Below are 18,199 nucleotides of genomic sequence, written 5' to 3'. Positions count from 1 at the left end.
GTATGAAGATAAGTGATTTGGCAGAGCGTTCTGGTATCAGCACACATACATTGTATTATCATGAAAAAATAGGACTTTAGTTAGGCTGGTCAATGCAATTATCACCATGGTGAACACACGGATATGATAGGTGTGCTGTATCAAAGCTGTGCCTTGGTGTTGGCTGGTTTGATTGTATATCAGCTTCAAAAAATGTTGAGCCCTAAGATTGTTAAGCTCATTTCTGTATTGTATTAACCCGCATAGATAATTGACCATTCAGTATCGTCAAATTGTTAACAACCTAACGATTACTTTCACATGGCGTTATGCATAGAATTGCCTTGGGTGTGCTGGTGGTATATAACAGCAATGATGTTTTTGGTTTTTTTGGGGGGGGGAATAAATGACAATGCATTGGAATGGGGATGTCCCTATCTATATTCAGTTATACCAGCAGGTAATACAGCGTATTTTAGACGGCAACATTAAAGAGGGTGAAGCTTTACCCTCAGTTAGAAAAGTTGCTGCGGAATATCAACTCAACCCCGTCACTGTTTCTAAGGCTTATCAGATGTTACAAGATGGACAATATGTAGAGAAACAACGAGGCAAAGGTTTGTTTGTTAAGTCTGGTGCACCTCATAGCATATTGGAAAAAGAGCGAGCATCTTTTCTGTGCACCGAGTGGCCATTGATTTTGCAGAAAATTTCACGGTTAAAGCTTTCTGTTGAAGAGTTGACGCGTACTTCCAAGGAGAATCAGTGATGTCAGCCATGGTCTCGATTTCAGGATTGCAAAAGTCTTATAAAAATAAGCAGGTATTGAATGACGTTAATTTAACCTTAAGTGCTGGACAAATTTTAGGTTTAGTAGGACCAAATGGTGCGGGAAAGACCACTTGCTTACAGGCGCTGTTAGGGTTAATCAGCTATGACGGTAATATTGATGTATTAGGGTATAACCCCAGAAAAAACAGAGAGAAAATGCTTGCAGATGTCGCTTATATCGCCGACGTGGCTGTGTTGCCAAAGTGGATAAAAGTCAGCCAAGCACTGACGTATATGCAAGGGGTTCACCCCAACTTTAATCGACAAAAGGCCGAAGCGTTTTTAGCTAAAACCAATATACCTGCAACTGCTAAAGTAAACACTTTGTCCAAAGGTATGGTGACGCAATTGCACCTCGCTTTGATTTTAGCCGTTGATGCAAAAATACTGATCTTGGATGAGCCCACACTTGGCTTAGATATTTTGACCCGTCGTCAATTCTATACACATTTATTGGAAGATTTTTATGACAAAGATAAATGCATCATCGTCACCACTCACCAAATTGAAGAAATAGAGCATATTCTTACAGACGTTGCATTTATACGTGAAGGTAAGATAGTTTTAAACCAGAGCGTGGACGCTATTCGCATTCGATTTAAATTAGTAGCAGTTGACAACGAACACTTCGAGCTAGCCAAAACTTATAACCCACTTTTCACTACTCGTATGATGGGTATCACTAGCATGTTATTTGACAATGCTGCCCCAGAAGTTTTGGCAACGTTAGGTAAGGTGAGTTCTCCCACATTGGCTGATATTTTTGTTGGAGTGATGACCCAGGAGACTCACCTATGAACAGATCACAAGTCATCACCAGCTTTAGAAAAGAAATATGGGAATTCAAAAAAACGTTATTTTGGGTGCCTCTCATCATCGCGATTTTTATCATAGCTGCGCCTTTGCTAAAGTGGATACTGATGGAAGATGAGCAATCTTCTGAGTGGTTGGGTATTATTACCAATGTTGATAATTTAGCAAATGTTGAGGGTTTTACGCGCATATTCCTGACGGCCATTATGGGGATGTTTGTTCCTTTTATTATGGTGTCACTCATCATACAGCTCTATTATTTCACGACGTGTTTGTTTGACGAAAGACGGGATCTATCGGTCTATTTTTGGCGTTCACTGCCTGTATCAGATGTCTTGAGTGTTGGCGTTAAGCTGATCACTGGGGCATTAGTTGTACCAACAATATTTATGCTGGCAGCCACCTGTGTAGTGTTTATTTTTCTACTCTTTGCACTCATTGCTTGTTTGGTGTTGTCGCTAGGATATGACGTTTCTTTGTGGGGATTATGGGGCAGTGCTGATATTTTTAGTAACTTAACTTCTATATGGTTAACCTTGCTACCCTATGCACTGTGGATGTTTCCTGTTTTTGCGTGGTTAATGTTAGCCTCAATGTTTGCCAGCAAGGCTCCTTTTTTATGGGCTATATTGCCCATAGTCGCCATATTGGTTATTGAATCTTATGTGGTGGAATATTTGCATCTTGATGAGGGATTTTTGTTACATACATTACGTGAATATTTTGCATTCGGCCAAGGGGTATTTTCGAATGACGTTGCCAATATTCAGCAACCAAGGTTCATGCTATTTTTGGCCTTGTCCTCGAAAATAAGTGGAGTGGCCACACTGATAGGCGTCGGTTTGATGTACATCACCTATTGGTTAAGAGTCAACAAAAGCCACGTTTAACTAAAGCAATTTCAATGTTTCTGTCACGATCAGCCCAATCTGTTTAGGAGCTGATCGTGATGAAATATTATCGACTTTGACTGTATGTTTTAACTACTAACACCCTAATAAATTGTCTGCAGTGATGGATCCAGTCTGAATATGATAAGTCAATCTAGTTAGGCTCATTTCCCGCTTTCCATTTGATATTGCAGCCCATAGAGGGTGTCTGAGTTGTGTCAATATGATGACCATCAAGTAGTGCATTCATAGCCTGAATTAAATCGCGACCTGTCGCTTGATGTTCAGATGAGTCGTAGACACCAGAAGATATTCGGGTCGGTCGCGAAGCATCGAATTGACCGCGATAAACCAGCTTTTGTTCACCATTAAATAGATATAAATCAGGGGTGCATGCGGCAGAATATGCTTTAGCGACCTCCTGTTTTTCATCAAGCAGGTATGCAAAAGGGTATTGCCTGGCCCGTTTTTCTTGGATCATATGTGCCATATCGTCATCGGGATATTGTTCGATGTCGTTGCTATTGATGGCGACAAAAGCGATCCCCTTTTTTTGATACTGCTGCCCAATTTTGGCCAGCTGTGGCGCAATATGGATAACGTAAGGACAATGGTTACATATAAAAGCCACCACCAAACCTTTACTGCCTTCGTAGTCTTTCAAACTTACAGTATTGCCACTTGTATCAGGTAAACAGAAACTCGCTGCTTTGTGGCCTAGTGGCAACATATTAGAGGGGGTCATTGCCATGTTTGTTTCCTTAAATTAGGCTGAATTGATTTCACTGACAGTTTACCTGCTCTATTCATTACAAGGTATACTTTCAACCTCATTTGGTTTTAAAAATTAATATGCAACAAGAATTAGAAATTGAAGATTTAGTCAAGGGCACAGGTAAAACAGCCGAACGCGGTGCCTTAATCACAGCTCACTACATCGGTTGGCTTGAAGACGGTACAGAGTTCGACTCGTCCTATAAAAAGAATATCCCTTTTCAAACTGTATTGAGTAACAAACGCGTTATCCAAGGTTGGATACTAGGCTTAAAAGAGATGAAAGTGGGTGGTAAACGTCGATTGCGCGTGCCCGCACATTTAGCGTATGCAGAGCGTCAAATTGGTACGATGATCCCACCTCACTCCAACCTAATATTTGAAATTCAATTACTAGAAGTACTGACTAGAGATTAAAAAATAAGGATGCCAATTAAACTGAACGGGGTTCTACATGGCTGGTGCATAACAAATCATTCGTGGTTATTTGAGCCCTTTAACTAAGTTTTGAACAGGACATCTCAGCTAATCACCCCATTAACAAACTGTTCAAATGCAGTCAGACTGTCTATAAATAACGCACTATTTAAAACACTTTTTTGTAGGTATACACTAGCAAATTTGCCTTGTTCAACGCGAAGCCATGTAATGTAAAATCACAGTTTTTACTAACAAGTTAACGTTGTTCGCGGCGGGTGTGGCAGCTGTTTCTCATGATGCGTCGCTTTGCATATAACCCATTAGTTGATATTGAAACTCCTAAGCTTATTGCGGTGCTACAACCACGCTTACAACAGATAAAATTCTGTGGCAATAATTTACCTTTTATCAATCACCAATTGTTTAAGTCTAGTGATTGTATCTCATCTACAACCTGCGTAGAATTCGCGCCGGAGTTGGCCAGACAATCGCCGTTCAGTTTTCATGCGTGAATTTCTGAAGGGAGGAAAGTCCGGGCTCCATAGGGCAGGGTGCCAGGTAACGCCTGGGCGGCGCGAGCCGACGACAAGTGCAGCAGAGAGAAGACCGCCTGTTTGTTATTCGTAACAAATCGGTAAGGGTGAAAGGGTGCGGTAAGAGCGCACCGCGTTGCTGGTAACAGTATACGTGCAAGGTAAACTCCACCCGGAGCAAGACCAAATAGGATCTCGTATGGCGTGGCCCACGTTGAGATCGGGTAGGTTGCTTGAGCCAGTGAGCGATTGCTGGCCTAGACGAATGATTGTCGCTGTTTGTTTTCGAACAAACTTCACAGAACCCGGCTTATCGGCCAACTCCAACTAATTTTAAGCCTATGATTTTAAAGTTTTATGTAAAACTTTATTCGATGCAAGGATAAAGGTGCCACATAAGTTGCTACAGGTAAAAAAGAAAAGTTATGTTTGCTTAGCCAATTTTCCTACTTTATTGTTCAAGTGAACACTACTATCAAGGGCTAAGATTAAACCAACAGTAGGTTTGGTTCAGTCTTATCTCTGCCTCTTTGAACATATCAGCCCACCTTAGGTTACAGGTCAACTTCTTCTATAAAGTGTTCAAGTTGTTTTTTAAATTTGCTGCTAATTAATTTTTCAACACAGTTTGACGAAAAGTAATAAGTTTCAAGCTCAGAGCATGCACTCACTGCCATTTACCAACAGAGTATCGAGAAAGAACGTTTTTCAATGAAAAACAACTATAGACGCGGCCCCTCTGCCGCAAGGGTGCAATCTAGTGTTATCGATAATCAAAAGTACAGACCACTTATTTAAAACGGCGCTGGTCTTTTTTATTTTCCAGGTGAAAAGTCAACTAAAACATTGGCGCCGGATACACTCCGGCATCAACAAGGTATTAAGAAATTTGGCGTTCTTGTCCTTCCCAGTAAGGTTTGCGTAATTCGGTCTTAAGCACTTTATTGGCACCCGACAATGGAAATGGCTCAGTTGTGAATTCAATGCTATGAGGACATTTATATCCGGCAATCAGCGTATGACAGTGTGCTTGCAAAGCTTTTGATGTCACTTCGACACCAGGGTGTAAAATTACCAGAGCATGCACACTTTCGCCCCACTGTTCGCTTGGAATACCAATCACAGCACTCGTGGCTACCGCTGGGTGCTGGCCTATCGCATTTTCAACCTCGGCCGAATAGACATTCTCACCCCCAGAGACGATCATATCTTTGACTCGGTCCATCAGAAAGATAAAGCCGTCTTCATCCATATACCCCGCATCACCTGTCAGTACCCAACCGTCGCGGATTGTTTCTGCGGTGATTTCGGGTTTATTCCAATAGCCAAGCATAGTTGTGGGTCCTTTAACCGAGATTTGTCCTACATCGCCGCGGGGTACTTCAACCATGTTCGCATCTACTACGCGGATTTCACAGACGCGTGTTGGGCGTCCCGCTGAGCGAAGCTTTCCGGCCTTTGGTCCTTCTAAAACGTGATAGTCTTCAGACAATACTGAGGCGATAGGGCTAAGCTCTGTTTGACCAAAAGCTTGTATGAAAGCGGTATTGGGAAACTTCTGAAACGCGTCTACCAGGACTGACTGAGTGATAGGCGAAGCGCCATAGGCAATCTGGCGCAAAGACGTTACATCAGTCTGTGCCAGTTTTTCGCTTTGCATGATCATTTGTAACATGACGGGCACCAGCAACACCTGACTGGGTTTATGTTTCTCGATGGCAGCTAATGTTCCATCAGGTGTAAACATAGGGATCACCACATGGGTTCCCGCCATAAAAGTCACTGCACTAAACCAAATCAAATCAGCGATATGAAACATCGGCGCTGCGTGCAGATAAACCGTGCCTTCTTGCATGTTTAGCTCATGGGCATTGGCAACACCGCCCACATAAAAATTGGTGTGGGACAACATCACACCCTTAGGAAAGCCAGTGGTACCGCCGGTATAAAATATACCCGCCAGGTCATCGCCGCTTCGCCCTGCATCCTCTGCGGGCGCATTGGATGCCACGATATCTTCGTAGTTCACCATGCCTTTAGGTGTTTCGGCATCACCGCAGTAGATAATAGTTTTAAGACCTTGCACTTGGGATTTAAGCTCGGCTGCGACCCCCTTAAATGCCTCATCCACAATAAGGATCTCAGCACTCGCATCATTTAATGCATAGGCACATTCAGCCGCTGCCCAGCGGATATTCATTGGCATCATCGCTCCGCCACCCCAGACAGTGGCAAAGTAGTATTCAATAAATCGGTCAGAGTTGAGCGATAATAATGCCACTCTATCTCCTAATTTCATGCCTAATTTCTGCAAACCTCCAGCCAGCCGCGCGACGCGATCTTGCATCTGGGGCCAGGTTTGCTGCCTGTCCTCATATATAGTGGCAATACCTTGGGGGTTGATTTGCGCTGCGCGTCTAATGATGGATGTGATTTGCATGAGATAATGTCCTTGGCGTGTTATTTATATTTATTTTTATCGAGATTAATCCCTTTTCACTCAATATGGTAGATACCAGTTTGAAAAATCAGCTGATTTTTAATCATTGTGGTGATATTGCAGACCCCTAGGAAATAATATTATTGATAAAATCATAAATAATAGGATTAATATAAGGGGCAAACAAGCTGACTTTGGGACAGGTATCTACAAACGCTGCCAACTATATTGTTCTAAATTTCTGCAATGTGGCATCTTCTGGATAATTGATCTTAACTTGTGAAAGTCATATTCAGAGCTCGTTTACATAACAGTGGGGGGGGCGTTTATTTTGCATTTCGAATTCTGTCAAAACAGAACAGTAATAGACGAGACATCGCATATTTTCTCTTACTCAAGGATATACAAAAGAGGTCAATATGGAAATATGCTACCTATAATCTGCTCTGAGTGTGATAAACGTTAGCTTAGGCACCCAGCCCATATGATCACCAAAAAACCATGTGTTTACATTTTTATACAGAGTCACTCCGTGATTTAACTAGTGGTGATGTTCAGCCTCAAACTCTTCGATATTTAATAACTCTGGGTAAAGTTGTTCAACGCTGCTGGCTTTCTCTGCTGTAACGGTTAATGCATAACCTTGGTCTGAGGGCAAATGCTCTGTACTCCATCCCAGAGAAGCGACTTTACTATCGATCATGGTATCAATTTGATCGTCGGTATACGCAACTGTCTTAAGAATGGCTCGGGTTGAATGACCATGACGCTCGGTGGCAGTCACCGCCCGTATTGAAGCTCTCTGAGGTCTAATTGCGTAGTGATCAATTTGGGTCAGGCAATGACCACTGGGATGATCGGGGTAAATTGAAAAGGCGAAGCTGCCTAATTCCGTACCCACTTTGCCATCAGTTTGGCGACTATATTGTGTGCGCAGATCTTCAATTGAAAGTGGTTGGGCAGCGGCTATGTCGGCTTCAATAAAGCGCTTTACCCACTCCTGTGTAGAAGCTTGCTGAAAAGCGACGGTTAAAAATGTTTGAATATCCCCTGTGACCGTTATTCCTTGAAGACCAGGTACCTTTTTCTCTAAGATTTCAAGTTCAGATTTACCGGCATCAATAAAAATCCATGCGTCCCAGGTTTTATAAAACTGTGACAGCGCATGTGCGCCCATGGCCGCTCTGCCACTTGGCTCATTAAAGGGGGGAAGGCCCACATAATCAAAACAGAATGGCAGTTGCGCTAAGTTTGTAACTGCTGATAAAGATGTACGCGCTCTGGACGTCATACCCGTTTTTAGTCGGTGATAAAGCGCCACTGCCATGGACAGTCCGCCGGCAAAACCGCAATTAACATCCAGTGTACCCAGATGGGCATGCTCCTCGGGAGTTTCCTGTCCGCCAAAGCGCGACATAATGCCGCTATTGGCCTGAATAATATCATCATAGCCAATATAATTCGTTTTTGGGCCAACGCTTGGGCCACCAAAACAATCTAAGCGACAAAATAAAACACCGGGATGAATCGCCTGCAAAGTATCGTGATCAAGGCCCAGTGGGATCATCTGGCGCTCGGGTGCATTAATAATCACTAAGTCGACGCTGCGCACCAAGCGCTCGAAAGCCTCTCTTCCTTCAGGTTTGTTGATATCTAAAAGGCCACTGCGCTTTCCCATATCAGATTGAAAGGCAAACAAGGTACCGATTAGGGGATCGTAGCTAGGCACAACCGACTGTAATTTGATAATTTGTGCACCAAAACGCGCTAGAAATGCCGATGAGTGAGGGCCCGCAATCACATTGCTTAAATCTAAGATGCGAATTCCGTCCAACCAGCCGGACTTTTCTTCACTCGCTGAGCCTGTTACCGCTGGGCGAGTGATTTTTTCAGCTAATTTAACCTTTTGCAGTTGTTGCAAGGCCTCCTCAAAGTTAACATCTTTGCGTGGTGATGGAGACAGCATTAAGTGTGCTGATTCTTCTAACCAAGCAACTGGACCAGGCTGCTTCATCAATCCGTACTCAGGATCATTGACTGCGACGATAAGACCTGCACTTTTACAATGTTCACTGTTAACCCATTCCTGAGTGGTTCTATGCGGGGCCCCTGGGATATGCCCCTCGCCAAAAATCAGCCCCCACTGATCTGAGGTTTTGCTGAGAAAAACCCACTTCATTTTTTTGGCAATAATATCTGCCCATTTTTTTGGCAAGGGATAGACACCAATAGAGGTTTCCCCATCCCACTGACTAGTGGGTAAATGCAGGTCGCTAATCTCAGGAAGGCCTTGTGCAACCAGTTCTTCATAGAGACCCAACACCTGCAAGCAACGTTTCGCATGGGTGCGATGCGAGGGACAGACACAGTAAAATTTTCGGCCATCGGCACAGTCGTAAGAGCGGTAAAAAGGATCCAAATACTCTTGTAAATCATCATAACTAAGATCAAAGGGAATATTGTTTTCACGGCGACGTGTTATCTCATGCTCACGCATGGTCTTATAACGTTGGGGCAAACCATCGACAACATAGGAGTTGTAAGATAATCCTTCCATCATGGCTGCAATCACGGGCACTTCAATAATATCTCCATGTCCTTTTTTCTCTCGAGCAAACAGGGCTAGCACCAAAGCACTAGCAGCCAGGCAAACAGCATAGGAAGAGCCAAGTGGCAATGGTGAGTAGCATGGATTGAGGCCCATCAAAGTGCGATTAAAGCCCATGTCGGTAAAAGCGCCTGAGGTGCCTGCAACCACAGCTTCCGTGGCTTTCCAATCACGTCGCAATTGGTCATTACTGGCAAACCCCGGCATCGACAAACAAATAAGTTCGGGGCGTTGTGAACACAAAAGCTGGAAGTCTATACCCAGCTTTTGTATCACCCCTGGGCGAAATGACTCTATAAGAATATCGGCACTGTCAATCAGATTGTGTGCTTGGGTTAAACCCTCTGCAGATTTTAAGTCGAGGCGCAAACAACTTTTATTGCGATTTAAAATGGCATTGGCAGGACTCTTCCACTGTGGGCCTTGGGGTGGGTCTATATGGATCACCGTAGCACCAAGATCCGCCAACACCATGGCCACTGCTGGTCCAGCAATCTGCTGACCAAAATCGATAACGCGCACTCCAGCGAGTGGCAGATGTGTATGCTTTTGCATAATAAACCCGTTCCTATTGATACTGTCAGGGCGCTTTGTGACCCTAATTTTTGCGAAGTGTAAGAACGAAATGTCAGTCACGCCATCAATTAAACATTGGCCTAAGGCATCGTTTTTTTAATTGTTAATTTTATTTACAAAAACAATACAATTTGTATCATTATTGATGGTTTTAATTGATTTATTGGCGTAGGCTCAGCAATAAGAATAAAGATAAAAATAGGCTCTGGTCTCAATGCAAAGCACAGATAAACAGTCATGCAAACTAGGCTTCTGGGGTGATATTCGTTCAGTTATGGTTACGGGCTCTGCATTGTTGGTGGTCACGTTTGTTTTATTTACGGTGATTAACCCAGATTATGCTGGCACAGTATTTAATTCAGCCCGAGACTTTATCGCCAGTAATCTGAGTTGGTACTACATAGCCCTAATGAACTTCTACCTAATATTTGCCCTGCTGTTGCCGCAGTATTGCTCTATAGTGGAGGTTTGCAAGCCTTAAAAACCGCATCGATAGTCGTGGCTCTGCCCTTTTCTGTGGTACTTATTTTGGCTACCTACGGCCTGTGTAAATCACTGTATGCTGAAGGTAAAAAATCGACAACAAAGAACCGTTTTTAATTAACCCCTCAACAACCAAGTCTGTGGAGTAATCATGTCAAACCAAATCATTCTTCCGCGCATTCTTCAAGTGGGTGCCGGTGCTAGCGATGAAGCTGGCAATATAATCACCGCACTTGGCTGTAAGCGTCCCCTTATTGTGACTGATAAAATGATGGTGCAGTTAGGTTATGTCGCTAAGCTGCAAGATAGCCTCAATGCACTTAATATCAGCTCTGATGTGTTCGACGACACTGTTCCTGAGCCAACCGTTAGCTCTATTCAAGCCGGTGTTGATCAGGTTAGGCAGGGTAACTATGACTCGATAATTGCTATAGGCGGTGGTAGCCCTATCGATAGTGCCAAAGCTATCAGTATTCTTGGTAAATATGGGGGGGTTATGCGCGACTATAAATTCCCTCGCATTGTATCAGAGCCAGGGCTACCGATTATTGCTATCCCCACTACTGCGGGAACGGGCTCTGAAGCCACACGTGTTACCATTATTACCGATGAAACCAATGATGAGAAAATGCTCTGTGTGGGTATTGGCTTTATGCCCACAGCAGCGCTGGTTGATTACACGCTAACGCTCAGCCTTCCACCTCGCACCACTGCAGACACAGGTATTGATGCCTTGACCCATGCCATGGAAGCTTATGTGAGTAAAAAGGCTAGCCCCTACAGTGATACTCAAGCCATCGCCGCAATGAAACTATTGGCGCCTAATCTACGCCGGGTGTTTCACGATGCCAGCGATAAAGAGGCACGGGAAGCGATGATGCTTGGCTCTACATTAGCAGGTATCGCCTTCTCTAATGCCTCGGTGGCCTTAGTGCATGGAATGAGCCGCCCGATTGGCGCGTTTTACCATGTCCCCCATGGGTTATCTAACGCCATGTTGTTGCCAATGGTAACTGAATACTCAATTCCCGCAGCTGTGAAGCGCTATGCCGATTGTGCTAGGGCCATGGGTGTTGCAAACATGGCGGATAGCGATGCAAGTGCCAATGTGAAACTGATGTCCGAGCTTTATGCTATCAATGAAGAGCTGCAGGTGCCTTCGCCGCTGCAATTTGGCATCCCCCGAGAACACTTTTTCGGCAACCTTGAAATTATGGCTGAACAGGCCTTAGCTTCTGGCTCACCGGGTAATAACCCACGGGTACCCAGTGCTGAGGACATTATTGAAATTTATAAAACACTGTGGTGATACACAATTTTATTTTGAGGAAATACCCATGACAACAGTAGGACATTTTATCAACGGTCAAATGACCACGGCAAGCGAACGCACCCAGGATGTATATAACCCTTCAACAGGTGCCGTTAGCAAACAGGTGGCTTTAGCTTCTAAAGCCACTGTGGAAGAGGCGATTACAGCGGCGCAAGCAGCCTATCCAGCCTGGCGCAATACTCCAGCGATTAAGCGCGCTAGGGTGATGTTTAAATTTAAAAATCTACTCGAGCAACACGCTGACAAAATCTGCCATATGATCGGCGAAGAGCTTGGTAAGATTGCTCATGATGCCGCAGGTGAATTGCAACGTGGCATTGAAAATGTCGAATTTGCTTGTGGTGCACCTGAGCTGTTAAAAGGTGAGCACAGTAAAAATGTTGCACCCAATATCGATTCTTGGAGTGAGTTTCAGCCACTGGGCGTGGTAGCGGGAATTACCCCCTTTAATTTTCCAGCCATGGTGCCGCTGTGGATGTATCCCATGGCGATTGTCTGTGGCAACTGCTTTATACTTAAGCCCTCTGAGCGCGACCCCAGTTCAACCCTGTTTATTGCTTCCTTACTAAAAGAGGCGGGTCTACCAGACGGTGTGATGAACGTTGTAAATGGTGATAAAGAAGCGGTTGATACTCTTTTGCATAATGAACATATCAAGGCGGTAAGCTTTGTTGGCTCTACCCCGATTGCCGAATATATTTACACCACGGCCAGTGCCAATGGGAAACGCTGTCAGGCATTGGGCGGGGCTAAGAACCATGCGATCGTAATGCCCGATGCCGACATGGACAACGCAGTTAACCAGTTGTTGGGGGCCGCTTTTGGCTCTTCTGGTGAGCGTTGTATGGCGCTTTCTGTCGCTATTGCCGTGGGTGATGCAGCGGGTGACGCTTTGGTTAGCAAAATGCAAAAAGCCATGGTGGCCTTAAAAGTGGGGCCTTTTGATGACAGTAATAATGACTTTGGCCCGGTGATCACCCAGCAACATAAGCACAAGGTAATGGGCTATATCGATAGTGCCGAGCAGCAAGGAGCGAACATCGTTGTGGACGGTCGCCATCCGGATGTCGCAGGCCATGCAGATGGTTTCTATATTGGCGGCACACTAATCGATGGCGTGACACCTAATATGGAGAGTTATCAGGCAGAAATTTTTGGTCCGGTACTGCAAGTGATCCGTGTGGATACTATGCAGGCAGCCATGGATCTTATTGATGCCCACGAATACGGCAATGGCACCTGTATTTTCACCCGGGATGGTGAAGCGGCGCGGTATTTCTCTGACAATATTCAGGTAGGCATGGTGGGCATCAATATACCTCTACCCGTACCTGTGGCCTATCACAGTTTTGGTGGTTGGAAACGCTCATTGTTTGGCGACTTGCACGCTTACGGTCCAGATGCGGTTCGTTTCTATACCAAACGTAAAACCATTACTCAGCGCTGGCCTTCAGCAGGGGTGCGTGAAGGGGCAATTTTCTCTATGCCAACCATGAGTTAAGTCTATTACTATGCAAAGTAGCTTAAGAGAAAAAGGCTCTGCTGTTTCGCGAGTCATGCAGATCATTGAGGCAGTAGCTAAGGCTGAGCGACCATTGTCGCCAGCCGATCTCGCCATTTTTTTGCATATTCCCAAACCCAGTATTCATCGTTTTCTTAATCAACTGGAAGACGATGGCTTTGTGCAAACTACCCTGCGCGGCTTAATCATCCCCGGGATACGGATGCATGGTGTCGCTTGGGGGGTATTACACAGCGAGCGATTTAGTGCGGCTCGCAGAGCGATCCTTGAGCAGTTAACAGAACAGATTGGTGAGACCTGTGGTATCGCCATACCCAAGGGCACTGAAATGGTGTACTACGATCGGGTCCAATCTGATTGGCCACTGCAGCTTAACCTTCAGGTGGGCAGTCATACGCCAGCTTGGTGCACTGCTAGCGGTAAGCTGTATCTCAGCTCACTGCCTAAACAGCGCCGTCAGAAAATGATTAGTCACTTACCGTTACGACAATATGCTCGCAACACTATTGTTGATACTGAAGAACTAGAAACCAAGTTACTAGCCATCAAGAGCCGTAAAATCAGTACCGACAATGAAGAGTTTGTCGACGGGATGGTGGGCTGCAGCGTACCTATTTTGGACAGCGATAATAAACTCTGCGCCTGTCTTTTTATTCACGCGCCGCTGCTTAGAAAAAGCCTAGACCAGTTAATCGGCTATAGTGATATTCTGTGGGCAGCTGCCTTAGAATTAGGTTCGTTGATTGATGGACCTGACAGTGCAACCCGTTAAATAGTAGAGATTATTATCATGAAAAAAAGACTTCCGCCATTAAATTGGTTGCGCTCTTTCGAAGCCGCCGCACGTCTTCTCAATTTTACTCAGGCAGCAACTGAACTGCATATGACACAGGCTGCTCTGAGTCAACAAATTAAAGGCTTAGAATCTCAGCTTGGATGTGCACTTTTTAAACGTTTACCAAGAAGCTTAGAGCTAACAGATTCAGGACAAGCTTATATACCAGGCGTGCGTAAATCTCTTGAAAATCTTGCACTGATAACTGATGAGATATTTGGAAAAGAGCGCAGTCGAACCCTCACTGTTAAAGTTAATCTGGTGTTTTTTAATACTTGGCTGGCACCGAGACTAGCTGATTTCCGTTTAAAGTACCCTGATGTTGACTTACGTTTTATCAGTAATCTATGGAATGCTGGTGCCGACATAGAGGCTGATATTGAAATCACCTATGGTAAAGGCAACTGGAAAGATTTTAATTCAGATCGTCTAACCTGGGACCAGCTTATACCAGTTTGCAGCCCTGAATTGTTAAATGGCCAAGCCATTCCAGAGTGTGCTAGCGGCCTCAATAATTATACCTTACTGCATGTAGTAGGTTATGAGGAAGGCTGGGGCCATTGGCTAAAAAACTTCGGCCATCACAACATTGACCCCTCACAGGGTATTCATTTTGACACCTTGATGACGGCGATGGAAATGGCTGCTCTGGGTCATGGCATTGCCCTAAGTAGAACCTCAGTAGCAAGGCAAATGCTTGAGAGTGGACGCCTTGTTGCTCCCTTTAATCAGACGACACCAGCCTCAGAGTCCTTCTTTTTGGCGACGCCATCAAATAAGCCTGTGCAGGCTCATGTGCAAAAGTTTAATACCTGGTTGTTAGAGCAAGCTGAACGAGAGAGAACTTAATCGAAAAGATGTAAAAAAACCAAAAAAAAACCAAAAAATTATAAACTCGTGCAAACTCTCTGCGCCTAAGGTTCTGCTCTAATATTTCCATTTAAATTTGGCACTTAAAAACCAGAAAAAAGTGCCATCGACTATTCTATCAACGGGTCATTAGGCTATCACAACCACACCAATCCTAAGAGAATGACTCATTGTAATTTAATCTCTTAGAGTCGAACCCTAGGTATAAAGAATAGCTGCGTCTCACATTTTAAGGAACTTTAAGACAGCGGGCCACTGAGCATGTTTTTTACAAGAACAAAGAATGCAGATTACAGATAACTACACCCACAAATACACTGACCCCTTTTTTTAATTCAAACCCTTGATACTTCTCAATACATAATGATGCTTGGAAGTTGTTACTATTATTGGGTCTAATAGTCGTCACTCGAATTCATGTCAGACGCACGATATCAAAAAATTATGTGTCTAAGCGGAGCAAAGACGATGCAAGTAACCTTTATAGATGCTGAAATACCAGAGCCAGGCACACTGCAAGAAGTGGCTCCAGGAATATTTTGGTTGCGTATGCCATTACCCTTTGACCTCGACCACATCAACTTATACTTACTTGAAGATAATCAAAATGGGCAAGAGGGTTTCGCGTTAATCGATACAGGTATCGGCACGAGTAAAACAGAAGCGCTTTGGGATACTTTGCTAGACATATTAGGTAAGCCAATTACAAAAGTGATTGTGACCCATATGCATCCCGATCATATTGGTATGGCTGGCTATTTAGTAGAAAAATTTCGCCTTCCAATGTATATGAGCCAAGCTGAATACTTCACAGCCCGAGCTATATCAGCCGGTGCTTGTGGCGCGTCTGACTGGCAAGATGATGAGTATTTAGTCCGCTGTGGCATGTCTGAAGATTATGTGCACAAGGCTAAAATTAAGCGAAAAGATAGCAAAGGTATGGGACAAGCTATTCGGCCTATTCCGTTGCAATTTTATCGTTTGCAAGCAGGTGAACATATACGTATAGGTGCACATGAATGGCAAGTGTATATTGGCCGGGGGCATTCACCAGAACATGTTTGCTTATTTAATTCAGACACCAATATTTTGATTTCTGGAGATCACGTTTTACCGGGTATTTCACCCAATATTGGTGTGTACAGTACTGAGCCGGATGCTAATTCACTAAAAATGTACTTAGACACGCTGCCACAATTTACGCAGTTGCCTGAAGATACTTTGGTGTTACCTTCACATAAACAGCCGTTTCATGGATTACATACCCGAGTGAATGAGCTTATTCGACATCACCATAGCCACTTAGACAACCTCAGAGTGTTTTGTGAGCAGGGCAAGACCATCGAGCAATGTTTACCTGTGTTGTTTAAACGTAAACTCACCCCTCACAACATGTTTTTTGCTGTTGCAGAAGCGTTTTCTCATCTCAATTATTTATATTTTGAGGGTGAGTTCAGCCGCCAAATCAATGCCAAAGGACAGTTTATTTTCATCTTAAAATAAGTGTGTACAACAAGAGCCTAGTAACAATAGAGCTTGGCTAAAAAATTAAAATTTTATATCGTCGCTTTGTGATGTCAATGTGCTACTTGCTCCTTTGTGCTAATTTTCAGGGGTAATTATGTTTTAACCTTTCGTTACCGCTTGCCCGCTGTGGCGAAGGCAGTCTTAAAGTGGCTCAGTTCTGACATATATTCAGGTTCTTTACGGGACGTATTTTTATCATGTCTGGCACCGTAATGAACGCTTTGCTAGGTGATACGTGACGCGTATTATTTACTGAGTAATTGTTCGCAATAAAAAAGTCGTTTAATAGGACTGAAGTAGCTCGCGGCCTTTGATACTTCGATATTTTAAATAAGTTGTTTAAAGTTTGTCGATCTCATTCTGTCTTTTACCTATAGTAGCCATTGAATTCATGATAAATCAACGGCACTGGTCCCATCAGTTTATGAAAGCTAACTAGCTAATATTTCCTGACCAACTTTTACAATTTGTTGCGAAATTTTTTTGTTAATTCCCTTAACCAAAACCCAACTATGCCAGTATAGTGTTTCAATTAGTTCATTCTCAGGTGATAAATTTACTAGCTCACCATTGGCCAATTCATTAGCAATTTGCAGCTTAGGTAATAGGCTATAAGCAACCCCTTGTTTTGCTAACTCAACAAACGCTTCAGACGAACGCACCCTATGACAAAAATATTCACTTGCTCCCAAATCAAAGCGTTTAGCAATAAAACGTACATGCATATCATCCTTGTGATCATAACTAATTGCAGGCGCCATTTTTAGTGACTCTCTATTCACTCCGTCTTTAAAATACTTGTTTTTAAAAGTCTTATTCGCCACTAGGCAGTACTCCATTTTACCTAAGCGAAAAGAACGATAACCTTTCAGTGGTTTCTCTATAACACTTACTGCACCAATAGCTTCTCCTGTCCGCAACTTATCTAGCGTCCGCTCTTCATGCTCAATCATTAAATTTAATTCAACAAGATGACTCTGCAAGACTGGCGTGACCGCTTGTATAAACCACGTAGCAATACTGTCTGCATTAACGGCTAAAGAAACTTTCATTGGTTGTAGTGGTTTATCTGGCGACAGTACTGGCGCTAATTCATTTTCAAGCTGCTCTACTTTTTTAAAGTGACTAACTAATTGCTCACCCGCAGTGGTTAATACTATTGGCTGACTACGAATAAGTACAGGTTGGCCAATATACTCTTCTAAACTCTTAATTCGCTGAGATATTGCCGATTGAGAAATAAACAACTTATTCGCTGCCAACTCAAAGCTTTGTAATTCAATAACCTCCGTTAATGCTGAAAGTAATTTGTAATCAAAATTAGCCATGCTATTCGATCCTCATTTATTATCACTGTATTAATTTTGCTAATGATAGTTAAATATTATTAATTTTATTTATAACAAAGTATACAGCAAACTGGCAATCGTTATTTACCAAGTCACTTTTTATTTAATCGTTATCTAATAATTTGTTTGTACTTATTCCCTCTGCACCATTTATTTAAGAGAAAAACACCATGAGTTTATTAATATTAGCCAAAGGCTTCACCCTAACACTAAGCATGATTGCGCCCATTGGCACCCAAAACTCTATGCTGCTTACTCAAGGTATTCGTAAAAACCATCATAAAACGACGGCTGCACTGTTTATACTATACGACGCGATTTTAATTTCGATTGGCGTGTTGGGTGGAAGTTTAGTGTTGTCGAGTAGCGATACCTGTTGTGGTTGAATTAACCGGACACTTCAATAAAGGATTATA

At 43.5% G+C, this 18,199-nt stretch carries 17 protein-coding genes and 1 other RNA gene; 14 read left to right on the top strand and 4 right to left on the bottom strand.

Annotated elements, in window-relative coordinates:
• The first annotated feature begins 2 nt into the window (after positions 1–2).
• From Q0Y52_RS19350 to Q0Y52_RS02085, 4 genes are all read left to right on the top strand, one after another.
• On the top strand, positions 3–80 hold the full coding sequence (locus Q0Y52_RS19350) for a MerR family DNA-binding transcriptional regulator (protein WP_366939225.1): 78 nt from the start codon (positions 3–5) through the stop codon (positions 78–80).
• 305 nt (positions 81–385) lie between these two features.
• Entirely contained in the window at positions 386–748 is a 363-nt protein-coding gene (locus tag Q0Y52_RS02095; RefSeq protein ID WP_271864156.1) for a GntR family transcriptional regulator, read from the top strand.
• Positions 748–1,608, top strand: a complete 861-nt coding sequence (locus Q0Y52_RS02090) for an ABC transporter ATP-binding protein (RefSeq protein WP_297817361.1) — start codon at positions 748–750, stop codon at positions 1,606–1,608. Before Q0Y52_RS02095 ends, Q0Y52_RS02090 begins: the two co-directional genes overlap by 1 nt.
• On the top strand, positions 1,605–2,513 hold the full coding sequence (locus tag Q0Y52_RS02085; RefSeq protein ID WP_297817358.1) for a hypothetical protein: 909 nt from the start codon (positions 1,605–1,607) through the stop codon (positions 2,511–2,513). The genes Q0Y52_RS02090 and Q0Y52_RS02085 overlap by 4 nt, the downstream gene beginning before the upstream one ends.
• A 154-nt stretch (positions 2,514–2,667) precedes the next feature.
• Here Q0Y52_RS02085 and Q0Y52_RS02080 read toward each other — a convergent pair whose 3' ends face one another.
• Entirely contained in the window at positions 2,668–3,264 is a 597-nt protein-coding gene (locus Q0Y52_RS02080; protein ID WP_297817356.1) for a thioredoxin family protein, read from the bottom strand.
• 101 nt (positions 3,265–3,365) lie between these two features.
• Between Q0Y52_RS02080 and Q0Y52_RS02075 the strand changes: the two genes are divergently transcribed.
• Entirely contained in the window at positions 3,366–3,704 is a 339-nt protein-coding gene (locus Q0Y52_RS02075) for an FKBP-type peptidyl-prolyl cis-trans isomerase (protein ID WP_297817354.1), read from the top strand.
• Between the two features lie 475 nt (positions 3,705–4,179).
• An RNA gene (gene rnpB, locus Q0Y52_RS02070) (RNase P RNA component class A) lies at positions 4,180–4,569 on the top strand.
• A gap of 551 nt (positions 4,570–5,120) precedes the next feature.
• Here rnpB and Q0Y52_RS02065 read toward each other — a convergent pair.
• Entirely contained in the window at positions 5,121–6,680 is a 1,560-nt protein-coding gene (locus tag Q0Y52_RS02065; protein WP_297817351.1) for a long-chain-fatty-acid--CoA ligase, read from the bottom strand.
• A 541-nt stretch (positions 6,681–7,221) separates the two neighbouring features.
• Complete coding sequence (locus tag Q0Y52_RS02060; RefSeq protein ID WP_297817348.1) at positions 7,222–9,843, bottom strand: CoA transferase; 2,622 nt, start codon at positions 9,841–9,843, stop codon at positions 7,222–7,224.
• Positions 9,844–10,078: 235 nt separating this feature from the next.
• On the opposite strand from Q0Y52_RS02060, the gene Q0Y52_RS02055 reads away from it, so the two are divergent.
• From Q0Y52_RS02055 to Q0Y52_RS02030, 7 genes are all read left to right on the top strand, one after another.
• Positions 10,079–10,345 carry a BCCT family transporter gene (locus tag Q0Y52_RS02055; RefSeq protein WP_297817346.1) on the top strand — a complete coding sequence of 89 codons (267 nt, stop codon included), beginning with the start codon at positions 10,079–10,081 and terminating at the stop codon, positions 10,343–10,345.
• 17 nt (positions 10,346–10,362) lie between these two features.
• The gene (locus Q0Y52_RS19345; protein WP_366939224.1) at positions 10,363–10,464 is read left to right on the top strand and encodes a hypothetical protein; all 102 of its coding nucleotides are present in this window, start codon (positions 10,363–10,365) and stop codon (positions 10,462–10,464) included.
• Between the two features lie 34 nt (positions 10,465–10,498).
• Complete coding sequence (locus tag Q0Y52_RS02050) at positions 10,499–11,656, top strand: iron-containing alcohol dehydrogenase (protein WP_297817343.1); 1,158 nt, start codon at positions 10,499–10,501, stop codon at positions 11,654–11,656.
• Between the two features lie 28 nt (positions 11,657–11,684).
• Entirely contained in the window at positions 11,685–13,181 is a 1,497-nt protein-coding gene (locus tag Q0Y52_RS02045) for a CoA-acylating methylmalonate-semialdehyde dehydrogenase (RefSeq protein WP_297817340.1), read from the top strand.
• Between the two features lie 10 nt (positions 13,182–13,191).
• Positions 13,192–13,974, top strand: a complete 783-nt coding sequence (locus Q0Y52_RS02040; RefSeq protein WP_297817337.1) for an IclR family transcriptional regulator — start codon at positions 13,192–13,194, stop codon at positions 13,972–13,974.
• An 18-nt stretch (positions 13,975–13,992) separates the two neighbouring features.
• Entirely contained in the window at positions 13,993–14,886 is an 894-nt protein-coding gene (gcvA, locus tag Q0Y52_RS02035) for a transcriptional regulator GcvA (RefSeq protein ID WP_297817334.1), read from the top strand.
• A gap of 489 nt (positions 14,887–15,375) precedes the next feature.
• Positions 15,376–16,410 (top strand): MBL fold metallo-hydrolase, encoded by a 1,035-nt coding sequence (locus Q0Y52_RS02030; protein WP_297817331.1) that lies wholly within the window; start codon positions 15,376–15,378, stop codon positions 16,408–16,410.
• Positions 16,411–16,865: 455 nt separating this feature from the next.
• Here the strand turns inward: Q0Y52_RS02030 and Q0Y52_RS02025 are convergent, their stop codons facing one another.
• Positions 16,866–17,762 (bottom strand): LysR family transcriptional regulator ArgP, encoded by an 897-nt coding sequence (locus tag Q0Y52_RS02025; protein WP_297817328.1) that lies wholly within the window; start codon positions 17,760–17,762, stop codon positions 16,866–16,868.
• Between the two features lie 191 nt (positions 17,763–17,953).
• Between Q0Y52_RS02025 and Q0Y52_RS02020 the strand changes: the two genes are divergently transcribed.
• The gene (locus tag Q0Y52_RS02020; RefSeq protein WP_297817325.1) at positions 17,954–18,169 is read left to right on the top strand and encodes a LysE family transporter; all 216 of its coding nucleotides are present in this window, start codon (positions 17,954–17,956) and stop codon (positions 18,167–18,169) included.
• Positions 18,170–18,199 lie beyond the last annotated feature (30 nt).

Origin of the sequence: uncultured Paraglaciecola sp. (assembly GCF_943787955.1) — a bacterium.
Taxonomy (GTDB): Bacteria; Pseudomonadota; Gammaproteobacteria; order Enterobacterales; family Alteromonadaceae; genus Paraglaciecola.
This window is presented reverse-complemented; position numbering and strand designations above follow the sequence as displayed.

Coding starts and splice junctions, on each gene's coding strand:
- Q0Y52_RS02060 (WP_297817348.1), bottom strand. CDS start 9,843: ATGCAAAAGCATACACATCTGCCACTCGCTGGAGTGCGCGTTATCGAT.
- Q0Y52_RS02025 (WP_297817328.1), bottom strand. CDS start 17,762: ATGGCTAATTTTGATTACAAATTACTTTCAGCATTAACGGAGGTTATT.
- Q0Y52_RS02030 (WP_297817331.1), top strand. CDS start 15,376: ATGCAAGTAACCTTTATAGATGCTGAAATACCAGAGCCAGGCACACTG.
- Q0Y52_RS02020 (WP_297817325.1), top strand. CDS start 17,954: ATGAGTTTATTAATATTAGCCAAAGGCTTCACCCTAACACTAAGCATG.
- Q0Y52_RS02065 (WP_297817351.1), bottom strand. CDS start 6,680: ATGCAAATCACATCCATCATTAGACGCGCAGCGCAAATCAACCCCCAA.
- Q0Y52_RS02095 (WP_271864156.1), top strand. CDS start 386: ATGACAATGCATTGGAATGGGGATGTCCCTATCTATATTCAGTTATAC.
- Q0Y52_RS02080 (WP_297817356.1), bottom strand. CDS start 3,264: ATGGCAATGACCCCCTCTAATATGTTGCCACTAGGCCACAAAGCAGCG.
- Q0Y52_RS19350 (WP_366939225.1), top strand. CDS start 3: ATGAAGATAAGTGATTTGGCAGAGCGTTCTGGTATCAGCACACATACA.
- Q0Y52_RS02090 (WP_297817361.1), top strand. CDS start 748: ATGTCAGCCATGGTCTCGATTTCAGGATTGCAAAAGTCTTATAAAAAT.
- Q0Y52_RS02075 (WP_297817354.1), top strand. CDS start 3,366: ATGCAACAAGAATTAGAAATTGAAGATTTAGTCAAGGGCACAGGTAAA.
- gcvA (WP_297817334.1), top strand. CDS start 13,993: ATGAAAAAAAGACTTCCGCCATTAAATTGGTTGCGCTCTTTCGAAGCC.
- Q0Y52_RS02055 (WP_297817346.1), top strand. CDS start 10,079: ATGCAAAGCACAGATAAACAGTCATGCAAACTAGGCTTCTGGGGTGAT.
- Q0Y52_RS02045 (WP_297817340.1), top strand. CDS start 11,685: ATGACAACAGTAGGACATTTTATCAACGGTCAAATGACCACGGCAAGC.
- Q0Y52_RS02050 (WP_297817343.1), top strand. CDS start 10,499: ATGTCAAACCAAATCATTCTTCCGCGCATTCTTCAAGTGGGTGCCGGT.
- Q0Y52_RS02040 (WP_297817337.1), top strand. CDS start 13,192: ATGCAAAGTAGCTTAAGAGAAAAAGGCTCTGCTGTTTCGCGAGTCATG.
- Q0Y52_RS02085 (WP_297817358.1), top strand. CDS start 1,605: ATGAACAGATCACAAGTCATCACCAGCTTTAGAAAAGAAATATGGGAA.